Origin of the sequence: Vibrio sp. 1CM2L (genome assembly GCF_023161695.1) — a bacterium.
In the GTDB taxonomy this organism is placed as follows: domain Bacteria; phylum Pseudomonadota; class Gammaproteobacteria; order Enterobacterales; family Vibrionaceae; genus Vibrio; species Vibrio coralliirubri.
The window spans coordinates 271,537-292,434 of the sequence record NZ_JALNTT010000001.1; the positions used below are offsets into that span (position 1 = coordinate 271,537).

The window sequence follows — 20,898 nt, forward strand, 5'->3', positions numbered from 1 at the left end:
GTATGACTGGGCTTGCTACTCAAACAGCTTGCGGGTGTTTCTAATTCACAGCGAACCTGATCCTAATCTTGGGTCGTTTCATTACGACGAAGTTTGCGAAGCCTTGCTTGCTTCACGCGACTTAGCTTTGTAATTGTGTAACCAGCAACAAAACAACCCGATGCACAAACCCCAAAATGCACTGCCGATCCCCAGTAAATTGGTGCCAGAAGCAGTGAATAAGAAAGTAAGCAGTGCAGGCTCTCGATAGTGGGTGTCTGCCATCGAAACAGCTAAACAATTCATCAAGGTCGGCATCACCGCTAAGCCAGCAACCGCAATGACAATCTCGGAGGGCACAGCGCTAAACAGCGACACAAATGACATCCCCATCACGCCAGCTAACAAGTAAAACCCGCCCATACAGATCCCCGCAATGTAACGTGTCTTTGGATTGCCATCCGCATTCGGGCCCATGCAAATAGCGCCCGTAATCGCAGCAAGGTTATACGCAAAACCGCCAAACGGCGCGAAGATCAAACCTGTCACCCCGGTGGTGGTAATGATCTTCGATGAATCGACTTGGTATCCATTCGCTTTTAGAACCGCAAATCCCGGTAAGTTCTGTGAAGCCATCGTCACTATAAACAGTGGGATACCGACACTGAACAATGAAAAGAACTCAAAATCGGGCGTGATGAACACTGGGGTCGTCAATCCCATAGTCACCTGACTGACATCGAGTTTGCCAAAACCCACACACATAACCAGTGCGATAATGAAAATGCTTGGGATCAGTAAATTTCCTAACCGCGCTTTCGCCAGAATAAATACAGCGAGCATGACCGCTACGACTTGAGCTTCTTCCATTAGCGACGTGAACAAACCCAAACCGAATTGCAATAAAATCCCCGCGAGCATCGCAGAGGCAATCGATGTTGGGATCTGTTTTAGGACTTTCTCAAATATCCCCGCTAATCCAACTAACGTGATCAACATCGAACTGAACAAAAACACGGCCACAGCCTGATTCATTGTCAGCCCTTCAAGAGATGTGATTAACAACGCTGCTCCGGGCGTCGACCACGCTGTAACCACAGGCTTCTTATAGTAAAACGAGAGCAGTATTGTGGTTATCCCCATGCCAATACCCAACGCCCAAAACCATGACGCCACTTGTTCTTCGGTTGCTCCAGCACTCATTGCCGCTTGGAAAATAATCGCCGCGGCGCTCGCCTAACCAATGAAAACAGCGATAAAGCCGGTACTGACGTGAGAAAATTTTAGCTTAGTCATGTTAATTTATTCCTGCGTGCGTTATAACGTCCATAGACCAAACCTAGCACTGTGCGCTATAACGCACAACTTATTTATAAAAAACTTGTAGAGAAAATATGCAAACAGAAATTAAAGTTGGTGTTAACTTGAAACGCCTTCGCCAAGAAAAAGGCTGGAGCTTAGACAAAACAGCGAAAGAAACTGGCGTGAGCAAAGCAATGCTAGGTCAAATTGAACGTGGGGAGTCCAGCCCAACCGTCGCTAAGCTCTGGCAGATCGCATCTGGGTTTGAAGTGTCATTTTCCAGTTTCATCACAGAAAGTTCGAACAATGAGCTGACGAGTTTATTCAGAGATGCAAACGAGTTAAGGCGTGAAGAATATAACGTTGGTTTCTTCGTCAGCTTATTATTTCCTTTTGAAGAGGCACTTGGGTTTGAGATCTTCGAGCTAACCCTCGCCCCTGGCTATCAGCATGAATCCGACCCGCATAACACTGGTGTCACTGAACATATATTATGTATTTCCGGAGAGATGGCCGTGCTTTTTGATGGTGAATGGCAAACATTACAGGCAGGACAAGCCGTTCGCTTTAACGCTAACCAGAAGCATGGCTACAAAAATATCGGTGAAGGTAATGCCGTATTTAATAATGTGATTCACTACCCGAATAACAAGCAATAGTGCCAGATTTGGCGCTAACGGATGTTTAGCGCTCACGAAAGGGGTGGCAAACCACTGGCCAGTATTAACTTAGAACAACTATACGTTGACAACCATGCTGCCATCTTCTGCTTGATAACGAGCCCATAGTTGAGAAAGGTTTTCTTTATTAAGCTGTATCTCCTTTTCTTTCAGAAACGCTTCGTTATGCAGCTTCGAATACGAGCGCTCAGCAAGATCACAGCTAAATGTAACGATGGTTTTCCCTTTCCCCATTCTAGCCGCAGCGTATAGTGCACCAGCTACGTTCAATGACGAACTGCTTCCTAGAAGAATACCGTCATGCTCCGCAACAACTCGGGATATCGTCACCAAATCCTGATCGGGAAGCGTGATGGCACGATTGATTTTTGCCTGCCTGAAATTTTCAACCGTTCGCATGATCCCTATTCCTTCTGTGAACGAGCTTCCCGTTGATTTATAGTGTCCATTACGTAGAAACGAATAAATGCCGGACCCATTTGGGTCAACTAACCAAGTTTCGAGATTAGGTTTCTGCTCAGATAGATAGTGCGAGTTTCCGGCAATGGTTCCACCAGTCCCCACCACTGAAACTAGAGCATCAATATTCCCTTGAGTTTGCTGCCATATTTCCGGTCCAGTATTTAAATAGTGCGCTCGATAATTACTGAGATTTTCGAACTGATCTGCCCACCAATAATCTTCATTTTCGACACCGATCCGTTTAGCCGTATGGTAAAAGTGTTCAGGATTTGCAAAGGGACAAGGGTCGACCAATAACAGTTCAGCGTTATAAAGCGAGATCATACGCTCTTTCTCTTGTGCCTGCCCTTTTGGCATCACCACCAACATTTTGTAACCGAGGGATTTAGCCACCAGAGCAAGGCCGATTCCCGTATTTCCTGCAGTACCTTCGACGATTGTCATTCCCTGCTTAAGCTTACCGGCTTCTATTGCATCCATAACCAACTGAAGTGCCGCTCTATCTTTAATCGAACCACCCGGGTTCTGGTGTTCGCACTTAATGAGAATCTCACAACCTGATATCTCTGAAAGGCTGTTGATTCTAACAAGATCGGTATCGCCAATCAGTTCACTGAGATTGTTTGCAATATGGGCAGATGACATCGCGACTCCATTTATTTGTTGAGGATAAGTTTGTTCATCGATTGGGTTGTCGATGATCATAAGCGTAGCTCTGGGGTCTGCTTAGTCAAGAAGTGCCGGAATTGAAAAGACTCTCATTTCCCAAATAGCAATTATAATTAGGGGTGACCGATTAGATTGAGGGCAAAAAAATGTTTCTAAAAGAGAAAAAGAGCGGTGACCTCGTTGATGTAACTGAAATGACCAAATTAACCAACTTATTTCAAGACAGTATCGAAGGTCGGTTTCAAGCAGGTGAAGAACAGCAAGACCCTGAGATGTTTAAAAAGTCCGAACTGATGTTTATGTCAGGGGAAGAGTTACCTCGATGCTGGACAGATCCAAACTACCGCTCAGGGACTAAATAACCTTAGCTCTTCCAGAGCACCCGATGAGTCTTAATTGAAGCTCTGTTCTAAAACTGTTTGACGAACGCCTTGTTGGCTATCCCCCCCAGTTAAAACGTTCAGACGCACCTTTACTAGACACAAAAAGCGAGCCACTTGGGCTCGCTTTTCATTATCTGGTTTTCTTAGACTCTATTACAGATAGTTCTACCGACTGTTGAGCGACAACGAATTCATCGTTGGTTGGCAAGCTATTAGTTCAGCTTACGCTAACGAATTTTTAGAATTTTCTGAGCCAATAATTTTAGTGTTGTCTACTCTTTCGGATTACCTCAAGTATTGCAATCACTCGGCTAAACCACTTGCAATAAGCCATTTTCTTGTTCTCAAGATAAGTGTTCATACTATGCTATTTCCGAGTAGCTATTGTTGTTTTCAAGCTAAATTGAATATGTATACGTTCTCCTAGGATCTGTATACATGCTCAAAAATCATCCTCGATATACTTACTCCCGTTCTAAAGTACTTTGATACGGAGAGATGGTCATGATTACAAAATACCTTGCAGATATGATGACAAAAAGTGGTCAATCACCTGTATTCGAAACGCCAGAGCTGTATGGATTGAGCTATAAAGATGTGACCTTTAAAGCTGAAGATGGTGTGACATTATCAGGCTGGTTAATCGAAGGCTCGTCAGATAAAGTCATCATCCAATCACACTTCGGGGTCCAATGCAGTCGTGCGGGTTTCACTCCTGAAGGTAAAGGACTCATCAAGCTCTACAAAAAGAACATCTCTTTTCTGCGCCAAGCAAAGCACCTAGTTGAGCAAGGCTACAGTGTTCTGATGTATGACTTACGCAATCATGGTAACAGTGGCAAAGGAACAAACCCATATATTGCATGGGGGTGTGAGGAAGCAAAAGACGTTGTTGCTGCGGTGAACTTTATTTCAACACACTCGCAATACAAAGAGAGCAAGATTGGACTGCTCAGTATCTGTATGGGAACCAGTTCAACCGCTTTTGCTTATGGATTAGAGAATGGTTTGCAAAACTACCCGAACGTCAAAGCACTCATATCCGTTCAGCCGCTACGTTATGTCGATTATATGGGAGCAATGGGCGTTCCAAGTTTCTTAACCAATCGGATTAATCAATACAATATCAAGCGTGGTGGCGCCGACCTATCTGGTTCATTTTTCGATTATGTGTCAAACATCAAGGTGCCAACCCTGGTGATCCAAAACAGAAATGATCCATGGACCAAATTAGATCAAGTAGGTGAATATTACCGACTACTTGGCGGAGAGAAAGAGCTGTTAATGCTGGATTTAGACAAAAACCGCGCAGCCGCTTATGACTGGTTGGGTCAATCACCAGAACGATTAAGTGCCTTCTTCGATAAGTACATGTAAGCCTCAGCGATAGCTCAAATTTCTAATTGATTTAAAATGGAAAGTAATATGAATACCGCAAAAGTTATTTTCATTACCGGGGCATCCTCTGGTATGGGCAAAGACACAGCAATGGACCTAATAAAGCAAGGTTACATCGTATATTGTGCTGCTCGCCGTGTGGAAGAGATGAATGATCTCAAGTTAGCCGGTGGGTATGTTCTTCAACTCGATATATCAAACGAACAAGACATTGCTCGTTGTGTAAACCAGATAATCGACGAGCAAGGTCGCATTGATGTCTTGTGGAACAATGCAGGCTACGGTTTGTATGGCTCGGTAGAAGAAACAAGCCTAGACGACGCAAGATATCAGTTCGAAGTAAATGTGTTTGGGCTCGCTCGCCTAACTCAATTAGTGACGCCATTCATGCGAGAGGATAGATCAGGCACCATTATCAACACCTCTTCGATAGGCGGTAAGATTTATGCGCCAATGGGCGCTTGGTATCATGCAAGTAAACACGCTATAGAAGGCTTCAGTGATTGTTTACGACTAGAATTAGAACCGAAAGGCATCAATGTTGTGGTTCTTGAGCCAGGGGCAATTAAGACCGAGTTCCCTGAAGTAATGTCAAAACAGGTATTGGGAAATTCGGGGAATGGCCCATACCAAGATTTAGCAAAACGAGTCTCAAATTTGAGTCTTAAAGAATCAGGTAAAGATGGCGCAGGCTCTCCAACTTCGGTGATTTCAAAGGTTATTCAAGAAATCATCAACAGCCCAAAACCTAAAACACGCTACGCAGCAGGTAAATTTTCCACCACAACACTGCTGATGAGACGTTTCCTAAGCGATAGAGCGTTCGACCGAATTATCGATTTTATGGTTCGCTAACTGTAACCATGTAAACTCACACAATATTGGAGACTTGCCATGCCTATTTTTAGTTCTCAAGCATTACTTGCTGCAAGTATGTCGGTCAGTGCGGCGCTGAGTTCAAAGTCGGTTCACACCGAAGTGATTATTCCTAGTGCACCTAAAAATGTATGGCAGGTACTCACAGACATTGAGCGCTATCAGGAGTGGAACCCTGCAATCACCTTAGTTAAAGGTACCCTTGAAGTAGGTAATAAAGTGACGTATCACTTTCAAGAGACAGAGTCGAAAGGGGCAAATATCTCTTCAGAAGTGATTGAAATAACGCCTTATACCCACCTTAATCACAAAGGCGGTGTTTGGGGCATCATTACTTTTGACCAGCACTATTACATAGAGCCGCATGAGCTTGGAACTAAGTTTACGATTCACGAAGACTACACCGGAGTGTACGTGAATTTTTGGGATGAATCACATACTCAGCAACAGTATCAAAAGATGGCGGAGAAATTGAAAGTTCGCGTGTTAGATTTATACCCGAGTGACTAAATCGTTAGGTTAATTATGTCAAATATCATTCACATCAAGACGATTGCCCAAGTACACAAAGCACTTGGATTGCCCGCACCAATGCACCCACTCGTTTCGTTAATTCAGATTGATGAAAAGGTGACCCGTTATGATTATGGTGACGCTACCTATGTTTATGATTTTTATCAAATAGCATTGAAATCTGGTATTACCGGCGACATCGCCTACGGTCGAAATCACTACGATTATGATCAAGGTAGCATGGTGTTTACCAAGCCCGGTCAAGCACAACACTATAGCAATACTGGCGAAACCGAAGATGAGCAAGGTTGGGTGTTGTTATTCCATCCGGATTTGATTCGTCGCTCAGGTCTGGCAAGCCAAATGGAAAGTTATTCTTTCTTCTCTTACGATACAAATGAGGCACTGCATGTATCAGAACGAGAAAAGATGATTTTGAGTGATTTGGTCAGTCAGGTTAAAGAGGAATACAGCCAGAACATTGATACGCATACTCAACGCCTAATTGTTTCTAATATTGAGCTAATTCTAAATTACTGTACTCGTTACTATGAACGTCAGTTCCTTGTTCGTCAGAATCATAACCTTGATTTGATGGAGAGAGTCGACGGTATATTGAAACAGTATTTTGAGTCTGAGAAAGTTGTTGAGAACGGCTTGCCAACCGTGAAATACCTGAGCGAAGCGATGTGTATGTCTAGCTGTTATCTTAGCGATATGATGAAGAGTGCTACGGGTCGCAATGCACAACAGTATATGCAAGACCACCTAATAGAGCGCATTAAGAATGCTCTGTTAAGCACGAATGAGCAAGTCAGCCAGATTGCTTATGGATTAGGGTTTGAGTACCCACAACATCTATCAAAACTGTTCAAAGCCAAGACAGGGATGACCCCAATCGAATATAGAAAATCGATTAACTAGAGCGTCGGAATTAGCTTAAAGGCACAAGTCAGCCAGCTCATTATTATTCTCAATGAAAAAAAAGCGAGCCACTTGGGCTCGCTTTTCATTATCTGATTTGCTTAGACTCTATTACAGAAGTTCTACTGACTGTTGAGCAATCAAGAATTCTTCGTTGGTTAGCAAGCTATTAGTATTGCACCTACTAACGCGGATTTGGACAAAAACGTGTCAGCGCCTTTGCTAATTTAGTGCTTAACGGATAACTGAAAATATTGAGAACCGATGGATTAAGCCTGAAAATGTAAGTATTTCAGGTCTAATCTCTTATCGAGTATGAAATTTACGGCCTATCATCATTATGGTGAAAGGATACTATTAGTTAAGACATGACAGCGACAACAGTTTTGAAATGACTAGTAATGGTTTCATCACCTCTTGCGATAATTTTGACTTCATCCTTAGGTTTACTATTAGTCACTAATTTACAAAATTCTGCTTGTTCAATTGAAACTTGATTTTCTGACTGAATAGGAGAAATAAACGAGACTGAATGTGAATCTTTATGAAGTGTGTATATTCCACCACAGTCACCAGTTATCTCAATGGTAAGAGTAAAATCCGACTTATTGAGTTTGCTATAAGCATTTGGAATCGCTTTCAAAAAGCTTTCGATGATGGGTTTAAAGTATTTCTTTTCATATAACTCACCTTCAATACCAATTGCATCTCTAATCTGCATTTGATGATGCCATTTCTCTGTGTATTCTCGCGCAATATCAAACCAATTTTCAGATTCGCTTTCGCCAGCCCAGTCCACTGGAAAAAGCGCTTTTCCGTGTGGATCTAATGTCATTAAGAAATTCGTCAACTCCTCACCTGAAGATTGAAGGAGAGAAATAAGAATCTTAGGGCTTAACCTTTTAGTCGCAACAATCCAGTCGTTATTTTGCGTTTGGATAAAGTTCACTAAATCTTGATGTGAATTTATCTCTGGCACTGTTGAAAAATACCCGTCTCTATCGATAGCTAATCGTCTAAGAGAGGTATCGACTAAGTGGCTCACAAGATCTTTGACACTTCGACCTTTTAAGCAGGTTTCATTTTCCCAATCCTCTGGTGCGATCTCATTTAAAAGTTTTATCAATCCAGCATTTAGCTCTGGAAAAACATGTAATACATTGATCGTTTGCTGTTTCATAAACTGCTGTCCTCTGTAATTCTGATAGCTGATGTGAACATTCCATCTTCTCTATTTTTAACAACACTCCGCGCGGAAATATGCAACGCAAACGCGTTCTGCTTCTATGTTTTTATCAATTATTTCGTATGTGCGAAGTGTCAAATAGATCGAGATGCATTGCTCTACTGCTGCCACCAAAGAACTACGTTGTGGTATGGCAACCGTTTTTATCAGTTGAGCAGCAAAATCAGGTAAACGCTTTTCAATAGTACGAACACCTGAAGGTGTTAATCCTGCTTGTTTCAACGCTAGAGGAGATAGGACGTTTTGGCGAAGGAAAGAGATAAATTCTAACGCTTCAAAATACTCTCCTCGTGCAATCTTAGTCGCGGCGTAGTGTATCCAAATCCAGAATCGGTCTTCGACCCATTGTGGGTCTGGTTGAGGGTATTGTGGTTGAGTCGTTGCAAATACATCAGTGAGTAAACTGTCTCGCTCCCACAACACTTGGTTATCATCCACTCGCGTAGCTGCATCAGTCAGCGCCACAAATTTGAAATCAACATGCACAGCATGAGGCTCAAAAATAGACACCATTAATCTCGGCTCACCTACATGTTCACCTGTAAAGGCGGCTACCTTTCCTTCTAAACCGTTTAGGATGTCGAGACGCTGTTGCATAACCTTTTCATAGTCGTTAGGGTTAATGGCAATGACCAAATCAAGATCACTGTACTCATCCATTGAATCTGAAGCATAAGAGCCACTAGCGCTAATACCGCAAATACGCGGATCACTAGACAAAGCGGTAACAATTTTTAGAAGAAGTTGTGTATGAGTCGCTGGAAGTGTTGTTGGGAATTTCATATTTTACCTATTTTATAAAGCCTGAGTTGCTACTACAACTAGTGCGGTAAAATTAACGCAGCATTACAGAATCGTTCATTTGAAGCTTCAAGTCAAACTCATGAGTTACGAGATGTCACTCTTATCTGTTCTATTTCATCCTCATCAATATTTAGGGACTGCAAAAACTTAAGATGTCCCAATGGTTCCATCGTCTCAAATTGCTTGTGCCAGTTAAGCATATCCTGTTCATTCATTCCTGACTCTCTAAGTATTTCAGTCCAGCGTTCCTTAGTTAATTGTCCTTGGTTTAGCAGGTCAGGCTCTTTTAGCAAAGTCATTATTGAGCGTTGTTGCTGACGCAATTTTTGAATCTCTAAATCTAAGGATGTAAACTGTTTTCTCAGTATTGCATCTCGGTCTTTTGATTGCTGTACAAGGCTTGCGATTTCACTAACGGGAATACCATAGGATCGATAAGCAAGGATCGCTCTAAACCTTTCAAGTTCACCTTCACCATACATTCGATATCCACTAGAAGTTCTGTTTGCAGAGGTGATCAAACCTTGCCTTTCGTAATAAAGGACTGTCGTGCGTGACACACCTAACTGCTCACAAAATTGTTTGATACTCAGCATTGAGATTCTCCCTGACTTTTTCGACGGTGATATGACCAAATCATTGGAGTTAACGCGCTAGCAAGAATAACTAATGCACCAACAATCGACCATGTATCGGGCACTTCTGAAAAAATGACAATTCCTATGATAATTGAATAAATAATCTTCACATACTCTACGTTGGCAATGATGTTTGCTTGCGCCCACTTATAAGCGGAGATACCAACGTATTGTGCTAATGAAGAGATACCACCGACCATTAGAAGCCACATAAAATCTTCCAGTGTTGGTGTACGCCATAAAAATAATGTGGGCAAGAGTGCAATGAATCCAATAGTGAGAGCTTGATAAGCCATCAATGTAATTTTAGGCTCACTCTGAGCGACCTTCCTTACACATATAACTGCAACGCCTGCTCCTAATGAGGCAACTACACCTGAAAGGATGTAAATTGAATGGCTATCTTCAAACGTTGGACGAACAACGATCATAACCCCGATAAACCCAACGATAATAGTAAATATCCGAGTTCCTGTAATTTGCTCGTTAAGTGCAACCCGAGCAATCACCGCAACAAAAATAACTTGTAAAAAGCCAAGGGCGGTCGCATCGGCAAAAGGAATATTACTCACTGTAACAAACCCAAAATACAACGCGATAAATGCGCCCAGTATCCTCAAAATATGTAATGGCACTTTATTGGGTTTTAGTAATGAATCAACATTTTGAATCATTGCAGGGACAAGCAACAACATAAAAATGAACTGCCTAAAAAACAGGATTTGAAAGGTATCGTAATCCGCACTCAGTTTGCGCACGAACACACCGACGATGGTAAATAGTGCTGTAGAAATAAGCGCTAACGTCACTCCTTTAGAAGGTGGTGAAAGCGTATTAAAGAACGTTAATAGTTTAGAGTGCTGCACCGTTTTATTTAAAAGAAATTGATACATGGAATGAAGCCTTTCAGGTCTAGATATTTACAAAGCGGCGCATTTTAAACTCGATACCTGTAGACAGGTCAACTAAACAACGTTCCAAAATACCATTTTAGAGAAATGCTCTAAGTTCGATTTTAATTGTGTTGTAGTGGATCAGCAAATAAGCTCACATAGCCAGACCTCTATACATAAGATAAAGTCAGTCAAACTACGGGAATTTTAATCAATTTCAATGTTACTCTGGCACGTTTTGGGGCATAAATAAGCCAGATCTAGCCTCGCTGACTCGAAGATCTACTAGACCAAGAAAGTATCGTTCGTGATGATTTAACCAACATATAAAACAAAAAAGCGAGCCACTTGGGCTCGCTTTTCGCTATTTGACTTGCTTAGACTCTATTACAGAAGTTCTACCGACTGTTGAGCAATCACGAATTCTTCGTTGGTTGGGATAACCATTGCTAATGCGTTTAGCATTTCAGACTTAGCGATGATGCCTTCAGCACCAAAGCGAGCAGATTCGTTACCTGCTACATCTTCAACGAAACCTAGAATCTTAAGGTTGTTTAGGATTTCACGACGAATTGGTAGAGAGTTCTCACCGATACCACCAGTGAAGATGATGCCGTCTAAAGAATCTAACGTTGCAAGGTAAGAAGCAATGTATTTTGATACGCGGTAAGTAAACACCTCAAACGCAAGCTTAGCGCCTTCATGGCCCTCTTCCATTGCTTCTAAGATGCCACGAGCATCGCTCGTAAGACCAGACACGCCAAGGAAGCCAGACTCCTTGTTTAGAGAGTTGAAGACTTGCTCTTGTGACCAACCTTTCTTAAGTAGGTACTCGATGATGCCCGGGTCTAAGTCACCACAACGTGTGCCCATCATTAGGCCAGAAAGTGGTGTGAAGCCCATTGAAGTATCAACACTGTTACCGTCTTTGATTGCACATACAGATGCGCCATTACCTAGGTGAACAGAGATAAAGCTAGATTTTTCGATAGGCTTGTTAACCATCTTCGCAGCTTCACGGCTCACGAAGTAGTGGCTCGTACCGTGGAAACCGTAACGACGCACGCCGAAGTCTGTGTATAGCTCTTTTGCGATTGCACCAGTGAATGCACGTTGTGGCATTGTTTGGTGAAAAGCCGTATCAAATACAGCAAATTGAGGTAGAGAAGGGAAAGCTTCAATCGCAGCACGAATGCCGACAGCTCCTGCAGGGTTATGAAGTGGAGCTAGATCAGATAGGCTTTCAATTTCGTTCGTTACTTCTTCAGTAATACGAACGGTTTGAGTGAACTTCTCACCACCGTGAACGATACGATGACCGATAGCCACGATATCAGCAGTGAAGCCTAGATCTTCCATCAGGCCAACCAATTTGCCAATGGCAATTTTGTGGTGGTTATCTTCGCCTTGAATGGCAATTTCAGTTTTCTCGCCTTGATATTTCCAGCTCATACGAGCATCTTCAAGACCAAAACACTCCCCTAGGCCACTTAATACTGCTTCACCAGAAACAGAATCGATTACAGCAAATTTTAGGGATGAACTACCCGAGTTAATAACCAGAACAAACGAATTAGACATTGGATATGGATCCTGTTTCAGTACGAATTGGATGAAGTGTTTACTTCAATTTTAGTTAAGCCCATTATTCAATAATTTTTGAATCTTTCAACTTTTGTTTTGAAAAAATCACTAAATGAACACAATTAAGTTGATCTTAGTCATCAAATTATTTATTTCGAGAGCGAAATTAAAAAATAGTTGAATAAGAAAATTAATGAACAGGTGACGCAAACGAGTGCTCACATTATTTTTAACTTGATTCAGTTAATTAGAGCGACTCGAACAAATGCAGGTAATTCGCTTAAAAAACAACCGCCCTTCCCTTTCGTCTGCTTATCATTACCGATAACTTATTGCTCGATTTCTCAATTGCTCAGTGCTTGAGTCAAAAAGCTCCCGGGAGTTGAGAATAGTGATCCGATCTCTTTTGATAGCCTTCGAGCACAACTCTACGAACAAATGCATTGTAATGTCGCTTAGATAGCCTTCACTCTTTGTTTTAGCACCTTGTAGCACGTTCTTTTAGTATAGGCTTAGAACGCGATACAGCTAAGTTTAGGCACTAACATTCGTTCTAGGCGCGATGCTTAGTTTCATGGACGAAGCATAGTTACAGGGACGAAGCTTGATTAAAGTAAGTTAGCTACGAATATCGAGCCAACCAAAGCTTAAGTTCAAATAGCAGGCACAAAAAAGCCGAGCATTACGCTCGGCTTTTAAATTCAGTGTCTAGACTAAAGCGTCTAAGCGACAGGTTGATTAACCTTCGTTGCGCTCTGGACGACGACCACGGTTACCACCGCCATTGCCGTTACCATGGCCACGTTCGCCACGGAAGTTACCACGGTGATCGCCACCACGGTTACGGTCGAAACGACGTTCGCCATCACGTCCGCCAGCAGAGTTACCATCGCGAGCACCATCACGGTTGCCACGGTATCCACCACGACCGCCTTCACGGTTACCACCTTCGCGGTTGCCGCCTTCACGGTTACCACGGTAGCCGCCACCATCACGACCGCCACGGTTGCCACCACGGTTGCCATCACGACCGCCGCCACCACGACGAGGCTCACGGAAGTCATTGAAATCAACAACTACAGCGCCAGCTTCTTTTTGACGAATGCGAAGTTTGCTTAGCTTACCAGCAGTTTCAGAGTTCATTGCTTTTGGCAGTTGAACGTAAGTAGAACCTTGGTCTAGCTTGATAGCACCGATAGAACCTTTAGTTAGGCCAAGTTCGTTTGCTAGTGCGCCAACGATGTCTTTAACCTGAACGCCTTGCTCACGGCCAACTTGTAGTTGGTAAGTATCCCAATCTTGAGTATTGAAGTTGCGACCACCACCGTCACGGCCGTTTTCACGATCTTCACGACGCTCTTTGCGACGGTTCTTATCACGCTCAATAGCAGCGATCATTGGGTCTTCGCCAACGTAGAATAGTGGGCTCTTACCTTGCTGACGCTTAAGAAGCATTGCAGCTAGAGTAGCAGCATCAACTTCTAGAGACTCTTGAAGAGTAGAGATAAGACCTGCAAAGTTTTCTAGTGCTTTGCTTTCTTTCTCAGTTTCAAGTTCAGCGCCAAGCTTAGCAACACGTGCAGCAGCAACTTGGTCACGTAGAGGAAGTTGGATTTCTTCCATTTGAGACTTAGTCACGCGCTCGATTGTGCGAAGCATACGAATTTGGTTAGTGCGAACTAGTAGGATCGCTTTACCTTTACGTCCAGCACGGCCAGTACGACCAATACGGTGGATGTAAGATTCAACATCGAATGGGATGTCGTAGTTGAATACGTGAGTGATACGTGGAACATCAAGACCACGAGCTACAACGTCAGTTGCAACTAGGATGTCGATAACACCTTGTTTGATGTGATCAACAGTACGCTCACGTAGAGACTGAGGAATATCACCGTGCAGTGCAGCAGCTTTGAAGCCACGTGCAGATAGCCAATCAGCTAGACGCTCAGTGTCTTGACGAGTACGTACGAATACGATTGACGCGTCAGTTTCTTCAGTTTCTAGAAGACGAGACATTGCTTCGTCTTTTTCTACGCCTTTAACAACCCAGAAGTTCTGCGCTACTTTATCAACTGTGTGGTTAGTACCAGCAACGTCAACTTTAGCCGGGTTACGTAGGTAACGGTCAACAATAGTCTTAACCATTGGAGGCATAGTTGCAGAGAAAAGTACACGTTGTGCAGATTCTGGAGCTTGCTCTAGGATCCAAGTAACGTCATCTACGAAGCCCATTTTCAGCATTTCATCTGCTTCATCAAGAACAAATGTGTGTGCTTCATCTAGGTGTAGACGGTCACGAGTTAGTAAGTCTTTAACACGACCTGGAGTACCAACAACAATGTGAGCACCGCGGCTTAGAGCACGCATTTGGTCAACAATTGAAGCACCACCGTAGATTTCAATAACTTTAAGACCTTTGATATCACGGCCAAGGTTTTTGATTTCCGCAGCAACTTGAATCGCTAGCTCACGAGTAGGAGCCATGATGATTGCTTGTGGTTTGTGTTGGTTCAGGTTGATTTTGTTAAGTAAAGGCAGAGAGAATGCTGCTGTTTTACCAGTACCAGTCTGTGCTTTACCTAGTGCGTCACGGCCTTCAAGAAGAAGAGGAATAGCTGCTGCTTGGATTGGAGTCGGAGAAACGAAACCCATGCTATCAAGAGCTGAAAGAATGTTATCGTTTAGGGCTAATTCATTAAATTGAATTACAGATTCGGACATTGGGATCCCACTATATATAAGTAAACAAAAGGTCCCGGGAGCTCTATCAATTCCAATACTGATCCAATCAGATACTGATTCCATTCAGAGTTACGAAGCAGTAATAAAACACTTCAAGCCATTAGGGACGTCTAAGGGAGGCGGATTATTCCCTAAATGCATAAAAAAAGCCAGAAAAAATTGAAATACATCACATATTTTTCGGTTTTCTATCAATACTGGCTATCATATCGTCAAAACTTGATGAATATCTCGTCAGGGCGATAGAGTTCGACCAAATTGATAGAGTTAAATAAGAGGGCAATTAATTTACGCTCTCTTCGGCTTTAAGTAGTAATCGGGCCTCGCAATGATTATAGTGTGCTCAATTGTTCTCGTTAGATAAAAGTCAAATGTTTCAAGATAATCCTCTACTCGCTCAGCTCAAGCAGCAAATCCAAGAAACCCTCCCTAAAAAGGAAGGTACTATCAAAGCCACTGAAAAAGGCTTTGGTTTTCTCGAAGTTGATAGCAAAACAAGCTTCTTTATCCCACCTCCATACATGAAGAAATGTGTGCACGGTGACAAGGTGATTGCCATCATTCGCACAGAGAAAGAGCGCGAAGTAGCAGAGCCTGAGGAATTAGTTGAACAAGGTCTTACTCGCTTTATTGCGCGAGTTAAGCTTTTCAAAGGCCGATTGAACGTTGTTCCTGATCACCCGCAGCTCAAAAAACTGCAACTTAAAGCGAAAGCAATGAAGGGGCTGAACCCTGAAACGCTTAAAGAAGGTGACTGGGTTGTTGCTCATATCGTTCAACACCCATTAAAAGGTGACAACGGCTTCTTGGCTCAGATCTCTGAGAAAATCACAGACGCTGACGACAAGATTGCACCTTGGTGGGTAACACTGGCACAAAACGATCTACCAAACAGCGAGCCTGAAGGCATCGACAACTGGCTAATCAACGATGACGCCGATCTTGAACGTGTAGACATGACGCACGTCCCTTTTGTGACTATTGATGGCGAAAGCACAAAAGACATGGATGATGCACTTTACGCGAAGAAGAAAGAGAACGGTGATTTTGAACTGACTATCGCAATTGCTGATCCAACGGCTTACATCTCTCCAGATGATGCGATGGATAAAGTGGCTCGCGAGCGCGGTTTCACTATCTACCTTCCTGGTCGCAACATTCCAATGTTGCCTCGTGATCTTGCTGACAACCTATGTTCACTGATCGAGAACGAAGTTCGTCCTGCACTTTGCTGCACAGTAACGGTATCTAAAGATGGCGTTATCGGTGATGACATTAACTTCTTCGCTGCAAACATCAAATCTCATGCTCGTCTTGCTTACGACAACGTATCAGACTGGCTAGAAACAGGTGCATCAGAGAAATGGCAACCATCAGAAGAGATTGCTGCAATTGTTTCTGATCTTCACCAATTTGCTCAAGCGCGTTCAGCATGGCGCTCAGCAAACGCTGTTGTGTTCCCAGATCGCCCTGACTACCGCTTTGAACTGAGCGAAGATAACGATGTTGTCGCTATCCACGCTGACATGCGTCGTAGCGCAAACAAGCTGGTTGAAGAATCAATGATCAGCGCGAACATCTGTGCAGGCCGAGTACTAAAAGAAAGCTTCAACCAAGGTGTGTTTAACTGCCACTCTGGTTTCAAGGCTGAGAAAATCTCTGACGTTCTTGAACTGGTAAACCCGCAAGCGGAAACACCGTTCACTGAAGAGCAAATCGTTTCTCTAGAAGGTTTTGCTACTCTACGTCGTTGGTTAGGTTCTTTAGACAACAGCTACTACGACAACCGTATTCGTAAATTCCAAGCCTACAGCGAGATCAGCAATGAGCCTGCACCGCACTACGCGATGGGTTTAGATATTTACGCAACTTGGACTTCTCCAATTCGTAAATATGGCGACATGATTAACCACCGTATGCTGAAAGCACACATCTTAGGTAAAGCGCCAATTCAAACACCAGATGAAACCATTGGTGATGAACTTGCCCTGCACCGCCGTCACCACGGCATGGCTGAGCGTAATGTTGGCGATTGGTTGTATGCTCGCACTCTAGCCAATGCCCCAGTAGAAGAAACTCGTTTCCAAGCAGAGATCTTCGATATTAACCGAGCAGGTATGCGTGTACGTTTACTTGAAAATGGTGCTGCTGCATTTATCCCTGGATCTCTCATTCTTGATAATAAAGAAAGAATAGAGTGCAACGGTGATATGGGTACTGTATCTATCGATAAAGAAATGGTATACAAACTGGGAGACGTTTTAGAAGTAGTTCTCTCAGAAGTTAATCAGGAAAACCGTAACTTAGTAGCAAAACCTACTCAAGTATTTGCGGACTTGCCTAGCGAGCCTGAAACGACAAACGAAACCGAAGCTTAAAGGCTTTAACAGCTACAGCTTTCAAAGTTACGACTTTCAAGGTCAAAGCTTTCAAGGTCAAAAGCTTCAAAGGTTCACTTCTAAAGGCGCTAATTATTAGCGCCTTTTTTGTAAATGTCTCATGCTTAAACAATACTTAAAAAAAACAATCAATAAGCAATCAATTTACAACGTCAAAGAAGCTCACTATGTCATCAATCACAGTTACTCAGTTCAGAAACTTCATTCCCAGGAGACGAGAACGTTATCCTGCCTCTAAAAACGGTATCTTCATGGTATCGAAAGGCAGCATTTCTTTTGTGTTACCCAATGGTACTCAAGCCTCGTTGCAAGCGGGCGATTTCACCCTTTACAATTCTGGTCAGATTAAAGACATCACGGTTAACACTGAAAATGGCGAATTCAGCGCAACCTGCTTAGATTTTGATTTGGCTATCTTTCAGAAGTTCATTAATCAGTTCAGCGATTTAGAATCCACTCGAATCCCAGACAAGTACATTAAGTTCAATCAAACGGATACTGAGCTCTGTCAGTTGAAAGATCTCATCATGTCACTCGCCAACTCTTCTTCTCAGAATGACTACGCACTCACTCAATTAGGCTTAAGTTTGCTGTCTTTGATGGTGGAACAGTACCCTGCTCTATTGGCTATTATTGCTCGAGCTTCAAGGTTAACCGTGACCCAAAGAGTCATTCATTACATCGAGCAAAACATTGAAAACAATATCTCTTTGGATACGCTCGCCAGTTACATGGGAATGTCACCGGCTACGCTTAAACGTCGCTTATCCGCTGAAGATCTGTCGTTCTCAAACCTATTAAAGATAAAACGTATTGCTCATGCAGCCACCCAGCTAAGAACATCGGATAAGTCGATCACTCAAATCGCGTATGAGTCCGGTTTTAAAAGTGCCGCTCACTTCAGCACGGCCTTTAAAACGTATCACGGCAAAACACCAAAAGACTTCCGATCGCTAGTGGCACAAGCACAACTGCAAAGCGTACAGCCGCAAGTTTAAACAAACAAAGCAATAGATTGACGTGAACATCTTAGTTGGGAACTGGTGTAAACCAAGTGGCTTCAATATTAAGCCACTTGGATGTGAGATGAGATCATTTGGTTTTGGGATTCAGTGGTTGAGTTTTTAGACTCATTGATTCAGCTTTGCGTGCAGGCCACCAGCAAACGTGAAGCCAGAGTGACTATGACCAGAAGTACGATTTAGGGTCTTTTTCTATTTCCGCCAAAATAGCATCAAGATCCTTCGATTTAGGCAGGTACGGATAAGGCCCCCAATTCACAGAGTCGGTTTCAACATCCCCTTCAAGCGGCACCATCACTAACCAACAAGATAACGACTCATCAAAAGTCACGCAGGCGATCTCGTTTGTATAATCACTGTGAGATGAGTCTAGTAGATAATGCGCCTGAGAAAACAGCACACCACCCTCACACTCTTCATATAGGGATTTACCTAGCTCGACAGGTAAACTGCGATTTCGAGATGTACAGAGCCTCTCAGCCCCAATTAAAAGACGATTCAGTTCGATATGAATGACGGACATAACACCCCTTGTAACATCATAGAAACTTCTAAGTAGTGAATTCCTCTACTTAGCTTAGGACTCAACAAACATTTTAGCGAACAAGCGCAATCAAAATACCCGTCCTGCTCCCAGAAACGAATCTTACTTTCGTAAACCCAAAAAGCTATCACTCATCAAGCGAACAGCTATACATCGAGCGTATGGAATTTCACAAAAGTGTCATATAACCGACCTATCATATGCGACAAATGTTATTAACTAGGAGTTGTTTATGTTACGAGTCGCGCTTGCCTCTCTTTTATCCTTAGCCCTGTCTTCTCATGCTGCTTTAGCACAAGAAACCACTATTTCGGGCTCCACTTCAGTATCACGAGTGATGGATGTATTAGCTGAGGAGTACAACAAGACTCACCCTGATAACTATATTGCGGTTCAGGGCATTGGTTCTACAGCAGGTATTACCATGGTTAATAAAGGTGTCTCTGACATCGGTATGAGCTCGCGTTATTTAACCGACCGCGAACAGGACGATAAGTTGAAGGTATTTCCAATTGCCTTTGACGGCCTAGCTGTTGTAACTAACCGCTCAAACGCTGTAAGCAACGTTACACGTGAGCAGCTGTTCGATATATACAAAGGCAAAATCACGAACTGGAAAGCCGTAGGTGGCGCAGATCAGCCTATCGCAGTTGTCACTCGCGAAGCGTCTTCTGGTTCACGCTACAGTTTCGAAAGCTTGCTTGGTTTAACAAAAATCATTAATGACCGTCTAGTGTCTGACATCAACCCAAATAACTTGGTTGTAAACAGCAACAGCATGGTTAAAACGATTGTTAACCATAACCCGCACGCGATTGGTTTTATCTCTGTTGGTTCAATCGACCGTTCGATTAAGGCAATTACATTTGAAGGCGTAGAGCCAACATCTAAGAACATTGCTAACCACAGCTATGAATTGGCTCGCCCATTCTTGTTGCTGCATAAGACAGACTCAGTTTCTGACGAGAGCAAAGACTTCATCAAGTTCGTGAAGTCAAAGCAAGGGCAAGACCTTATCGAAGAGTACGGCTACACTCGCATTAAATAAGTGAGTGAGTTTTATCTTATGAAAAAAAAGAGAGAGCATTAAGCTCTCTCTTTTTTTGGAATCTAAATAGTTCGTTTAGAAGTGAAGTTGAATCACGGAAACGATCACAGCGCCAGGACGACGAATACCTTCGATTTCTACGCGAATTTCGCGTTCAATCTCTAGGCCTTTCTTAATTGGCGTTACTTTTGTTAGCGTACTTTTAGCGCGAACGTTACTGCCCGATTTAACAGGGTATGGGAAACGTACTTGGTTAAGACCAATGTTTACGACCATCTTCGCTGTTGGGAATTGAGATTTGTCAGGGTCAACACTGTCAGTCAATCGAGGAAGCAGAGATAAAGTTAAAAAACCATGTGCGATGGTTGTTTTGAACGGAGAGTCTGTTTCCGCTTTTTCAGGCTCAGTGTGAATCCACTGCATATCTTCAGTAACAAGGCCGAACTGGTTAATACGGTCTTGACTTACATTGATCCAGTCGCCAGTATGGATGACTTCACCGATCTGTTGATTAAGCTCATCAAACACAAGTTGTGCTTCTGGCTTAAGTACGATCGGCTGTTCCACCGGCATCTCTGGTGCATCTTCATTGACAGCAGGTTTGTGGTGATCACGAACCCACGCAAAGAAATGGCTATTTTGCGTACGATTAAGAAAGTCGCCCCAGTAATCTCTAAGAGCTGGAGACATCCATTGCATAAACTCTGAGTGTTGCGAAGACATGCTATCGCCTCGGTGTTTAAATAAATCAATGACCTTCATAAGAACCTCAATGCACAAAAAATTTCA

The 20,898-nt window shown here is 43.0% G+C and carries 18 protein-coding genes and 1 pseudogene; 9 read left to right on the forward strand and 10 right to left on the reverse strand.

The annotated features are described in order from the left end of the window. Window positions 1-81: 81 nt before the first annotated feature. Window positions 82-1,275, reverse strand: a pseudogene (locus MSG34_RS01150) (benzoate/H(+) symporter BenE family transporter). 98 nt (window positions 1,276-1,373) lie between these two features. Between MSG34_RS01150 and MSG34_RS01155 the strand changes: the two are divergent. After that, window positions 1,374-1,940, forward strand: a complete 567-nt coding sequence (locus tag MSG34_RS01155) for an XRE family transcriptional regulator (protein ID WP_060980482.1) — start codon at window positions 1,374-1,376, stop codon at window positions 1,938-1,940. A 78-nt stretch (window positions 1,941-2,018) separates the two neighbouring features. Here the strand turns inward: MSG34_RS01155 and MSG34_RS01160 are convergent, their stop codons facing one another. Continuing rightward, window positions 2,019-3,068, reverse strand: coding sequence for a cysteine synthase A (locus MSG34_RS01160; RefSeq protein WP_248336497.1), 1,050 nt, complete (start codon window positions 3,066-3,068; stop codon window positions 2,019-2,021). Window positions 3,069-3,238: 170 nt separating this feature from the next. Between MSG34_RS01160 and MSG34_RS01165 the strand changes: the two genes are divergently transcribed. The 5 genes from MSG34_RS01165 (at window position 3,239) to MSG34_RS01185 (ending at window position 7,186) form a co-directional block, all read left to right on the forward strand. Beyond that, a complete protein-coding gene (locus MSG34_RS01165; RefSeq protein WP_017067490.1) occupies window positions 3,239-3,454 on the forward strand; it encodes a hypothetical protein in 216 nt (71 codons plus the stop codon). 525 nt (window positions 3,455-3,979) lie between these two features. After that, window positions 3,980-4,852: an alpha/beta fold hydrolase gene (locus MSG34_RS01170; RefSeq protein ID WP_248336045.1), complete on the forward strand. Its 873-nt coding sequence runs from the start codon at window positions 3,980-3,982 to the stop codon at window positions 4,850-4,852. 48 nt (window positions 4,853-4,900) lie between these two features. Then, window positions 4,901-5,728, forward strand: coding sequence for an oxidoreductase (locus tag MSG34_RS01175; RefSeq protein WP_248336046.1), 828 nt, complete (start codon window positions 4,901-4,903; stop codon window positions 5,726-5,728). A 39-nt stretch (window positions 5,729-5,767) separates the two neighbouring features. Next, entirely contained in the window at window positions 5,768-6,259 is a 492-nt protein-coding gene (locus MSG34_RS01180; protein WP_248336047.1) for an SRPBCC domain-containing protein, read from the forward strand. Between the two features lie 15 nt (window positions 6,260-6,274). After that, the gene (locus tag MSG34_RS01185; protein ID WP_248336048.1) at window positions 6,275-7,186 is read left to right on the forward strand and encodes an AraC family transcriptional regulator; all 912 of its coding nucleotides are present in this window, start codon (window positions 6,275-6,277) and stop codon (window positions 7,184-7,186) included. Window positions 7,187-7,547: 361 nt separating this feature from the next. Here the strand turns inward: MSG34_RS01185 and MSG34_RS01190 are convergent, their stop codons facing one another. The 6 genes from MSG34_RS01190 to MSG34_RS01215 form a co-directional block, all read right to left on the reverse strand. Beyond that, window positions 7,548-8,366 (reverse strand): maleylpyruvate isomerase N-terminal domain-containing protein, encoded by an 819-nt coding sequence (locus tag MSG34_RS01190; protein WP_248336049.1) that lies wholly within the window; start codon window positions 8,364-8,366, stop codon window positions 7,548-7,550. A gap of 57 nt (window positions 8,367-8,423) precedes the next feature. Beyond that, window positions 8,424-9,215 carry a nucleotidyltransferase domain-containing protein gene (locus tag MSG34_RS01195; protein ID WP_248336050.1) on the reverse strand — a complete coding sequence of 264 codons (792 nt, stop codon included), beginning with the start codon at window positions 9,213-9,215 and terminating at the stop codon, window positions 8,424-8,426. A 98-nt stretch (window positions 9,216-9,313) separates the two neighbouring features. Further along, complete coding sequence (locus MSG34_RS01200) at window positions 9,314-9,832, reverse strand: MerR family transcriptional regulator (RefSeq protein ID WP_248336051.1); 519 nt, start codon at window positions 9,830-9,832, stop codon at window positions 9,314-9,316. Then, complete coding sequence (locus tag MSG34_RS01205; RefSeq protein WP_248336052.1) at window positions 9,826-10,767, reverse strand: DMT family transporter; 942 nt, start codon at window positions 10,765-10,767, stop codon at window positions 9,826-9,828. The genes MSG34_RS01200 and MSG34_RS01205 overlap by 7 nt, the downstream gene beginning before the upstream one ends. A 387-nt stretch (window positions 10,768-11,154) precedes the next feature. After that, entirely contained in the window at window positions 11,155-12,348 is a 1,194-nt protein-coding gene (locus MSG34_RS01210) for an acetate/propionate family kinase (RefSeq protein ID WP_248336053.1), read from the reverse strand. Window positions 12,349-13,089: 741 nt separating this feature from the next. Further along, entirely contained in the window at window positions 13,090-15,159 is a 2,070-nt protein-coding gene (locus MSG34_RS01215; protein WP_248336054.1) for a DEAD/DEAH box helicase, read from the reverse strand. A 308-nt stretch (window positions 15,160-15,467) separates the two neighbouring features. Here MSG34_RS01215 and rnb point away from each other — a divergent pair, with 308 nt between their 5' ends. Further along, window positions 15,468-17,474: an exoribonuclease II gene (rnb, locus tag MSG34_RS01220; RefSeq protein WP_248336055.1), complete on the forward strand. Its 2,007-nt coding sequence runs from the start codon at window positions 15,468-15,470 to the stop codon at window positions 17,472-17,474. Between the two features lie 188 nt (window positions 17,475-17,662). Next, window positions 17,663-18,493, forward strand: coding sequence for an AraC family transcriptional regulator (locus tag MSG34_RS01225; RefSeq protein ID WP_248336056.1), 831 nt, complete (start codon window positions 17,663-17,665; stop codon window positions 18,491-18,493). Window positions 18,494-18,677: 184 nt separating this feature from the next. Here the strand turns inward: MSG34_RS01225 and MSG34_RS01230 are convergent, their stop codons facing one another. After that, on the reverse strand, window positions 18,678-19,040 hold the full coding sequence (locus MSG34_RS01230; RefSeq protein WP_019826408.1) for a DUF3024 domain-containing protein: 363 nt from the start codon (window positions 19,038-19,040) through the stop codon (window positions 18,678-18,680). A 253-nt stretch (window positions 19,041-19,293) separates the two neighbouring features. Here MSG34_RS01230 and MSG34_RS01235 point away from each other — a divergent pair, with 253 nt between their 5' ends. Then, window positions 19,294-20,109 carry a phosphate ABC transporter substrate-binding protein gene (locus MSG34_RS01235; protein WP_048610785.1) on the forward strand — a complete coding sequence of 272 codons (816 nt, stop codon included), beginning with the start codon at window positions 19,294-19,296 and terminating at the stop codon, window positions 20,107-20,109. Between the two features lie 75 nt (window positions 20,110-20,184). On the opposite strand, the gene MSG34_RS01240 is transcribed toward MSG34_RS01235, so the two are convergent. Next, window positions 20,185-20,871 (reverse strand): MaoC family dehydratase, encoded by a 687-nt coding sequence (locus MSG34_RS01240; protein ID WP_017059493.1) that lies wholly within the window; start codon window positions 20,869-20,871, stop codon window positions 20,185-20,187. Window positions 20,872-20,898: the final 27 nt, after the last annotated feature.

Coding starts and splice junctions, on each gene's coding strand:
- MSG34_RS01170 (WP_248336045.1), top strand. CDS start 3,980: ATGATTACAAAATACCTTGCAGATATGATGACAAAAAGTGGTCAATCA.
- MSG34_RS01215 (WP_248336054.1), bottom strand. CDS start 15,159: ATGGAATCAGTATCTGATTGGATCAGTATTGGAATTGATAGAGCTCCC.
- rnb (WP_248336055.1), top strand. CDS start 15,468: ATGTTTCAAGATAATCCTCTACTCGCTCAGCTCAAGCAGCAAATCCAA.
- MSG34_RS01185 (WP_248336048.1), top strand. CDS start 6,275: ATGTCAAATATCATTCACATCAAGACGATTGCCCAAGTACACAAAGCA.
- MSG34_RS01190 (WP_248336049.1), bottom strand. CDS start 8,366: ATGAAACAGCAAACGATCAATGTATTACATGTTTTTCCAGAGCTAAAT.
- MSG34_RS01160 (WP_248336497.1), bottom strand. CDS start 3,068: ATGTCATCTGCCCATATTGCAAACAATCTCAGTGAACTGATTGGCGAT.
- MSG34_RS01165 (WP_017067490.1), top strand. CDS start 3,239: ATGTTTCTAAAAGAGAAAAAGAGCGGTGACCTCGTTGATGTAACTGAA.
- MSG34_RS01175 (WP_248336046.1), top strand. CDS start 4,901: ATGAATACCGCAAAAGTTATTTTCATTACCGGGGCATCCTCTGGTATG.
- MSG34_RS01180 (WP_248336047.1), top strand. CDS start 5,768: ATGCCTATTTTTAGTTCTCAAGCATTACTTGCTGCAAGTATGTCGGTC.
- MSG34_RS01210 (WP_248336053.1), bottom strand. CDS start 12,348: ATGTCTAATTCGTTTGTTCTGGTTATTAACTCGGGTAGTTCATCCCTA.
- MSG34_RS01205 (WP_248336052.1), bottom strand. CDS start 10,767: ATGTATCAATTTCTTTTAAATAAAACGGTGCAGCACTCTAAACTATTA.
- MSG34_RS01155 (WP_060980482.1), top strand. CDS start 1,374: ATGCAAACAGAAATTAAAGTTGGTGTTAACTTGAAACGCCTTCGCCAA.
- MSG34_RS01230 (WP_019826408.1), bottom strand. CDS start 19,040: ATGTCCGTCATTCATATCGAACTGAATCGTCTTTTAATTGGGGCTGAG.
- MSG34_RS01240 (WP_017059493.1), bottom strand. CDS start 20,871: ATGAAGGTCATTGATTTATTTAAACACCGAGGCGATAGCATGTCTTCG.
- MSG34_RS01225 (WP_248336056.1), top strand. CDS start 17,663: ATGTCATCAATCACAGTTACTCAGTTCAGAAACTTCATTCCCAGGAGA.
- MSG34_RS01200 (WP_248336051.1), bottom strand. CDS start 9,832: ATGCTGAGTATCAAACAATTTTGTGAGCAGTTAGGTGTGTCACGCACG.
- MSG34_RS01235 (WP_048610785.1), top strand. CDS start 19,294: ATGTTACGAGTCGCGCTTGCCTCTCTTTTATCCTTAGCCCTGTCTTCT.
- MSG34_RS01195 (WP_248336050.1), bottom strand. CDS start 9,215: ATGAAATTCCCAACAACACTTCCAGCGACTCATACACAACTTCTTCTA.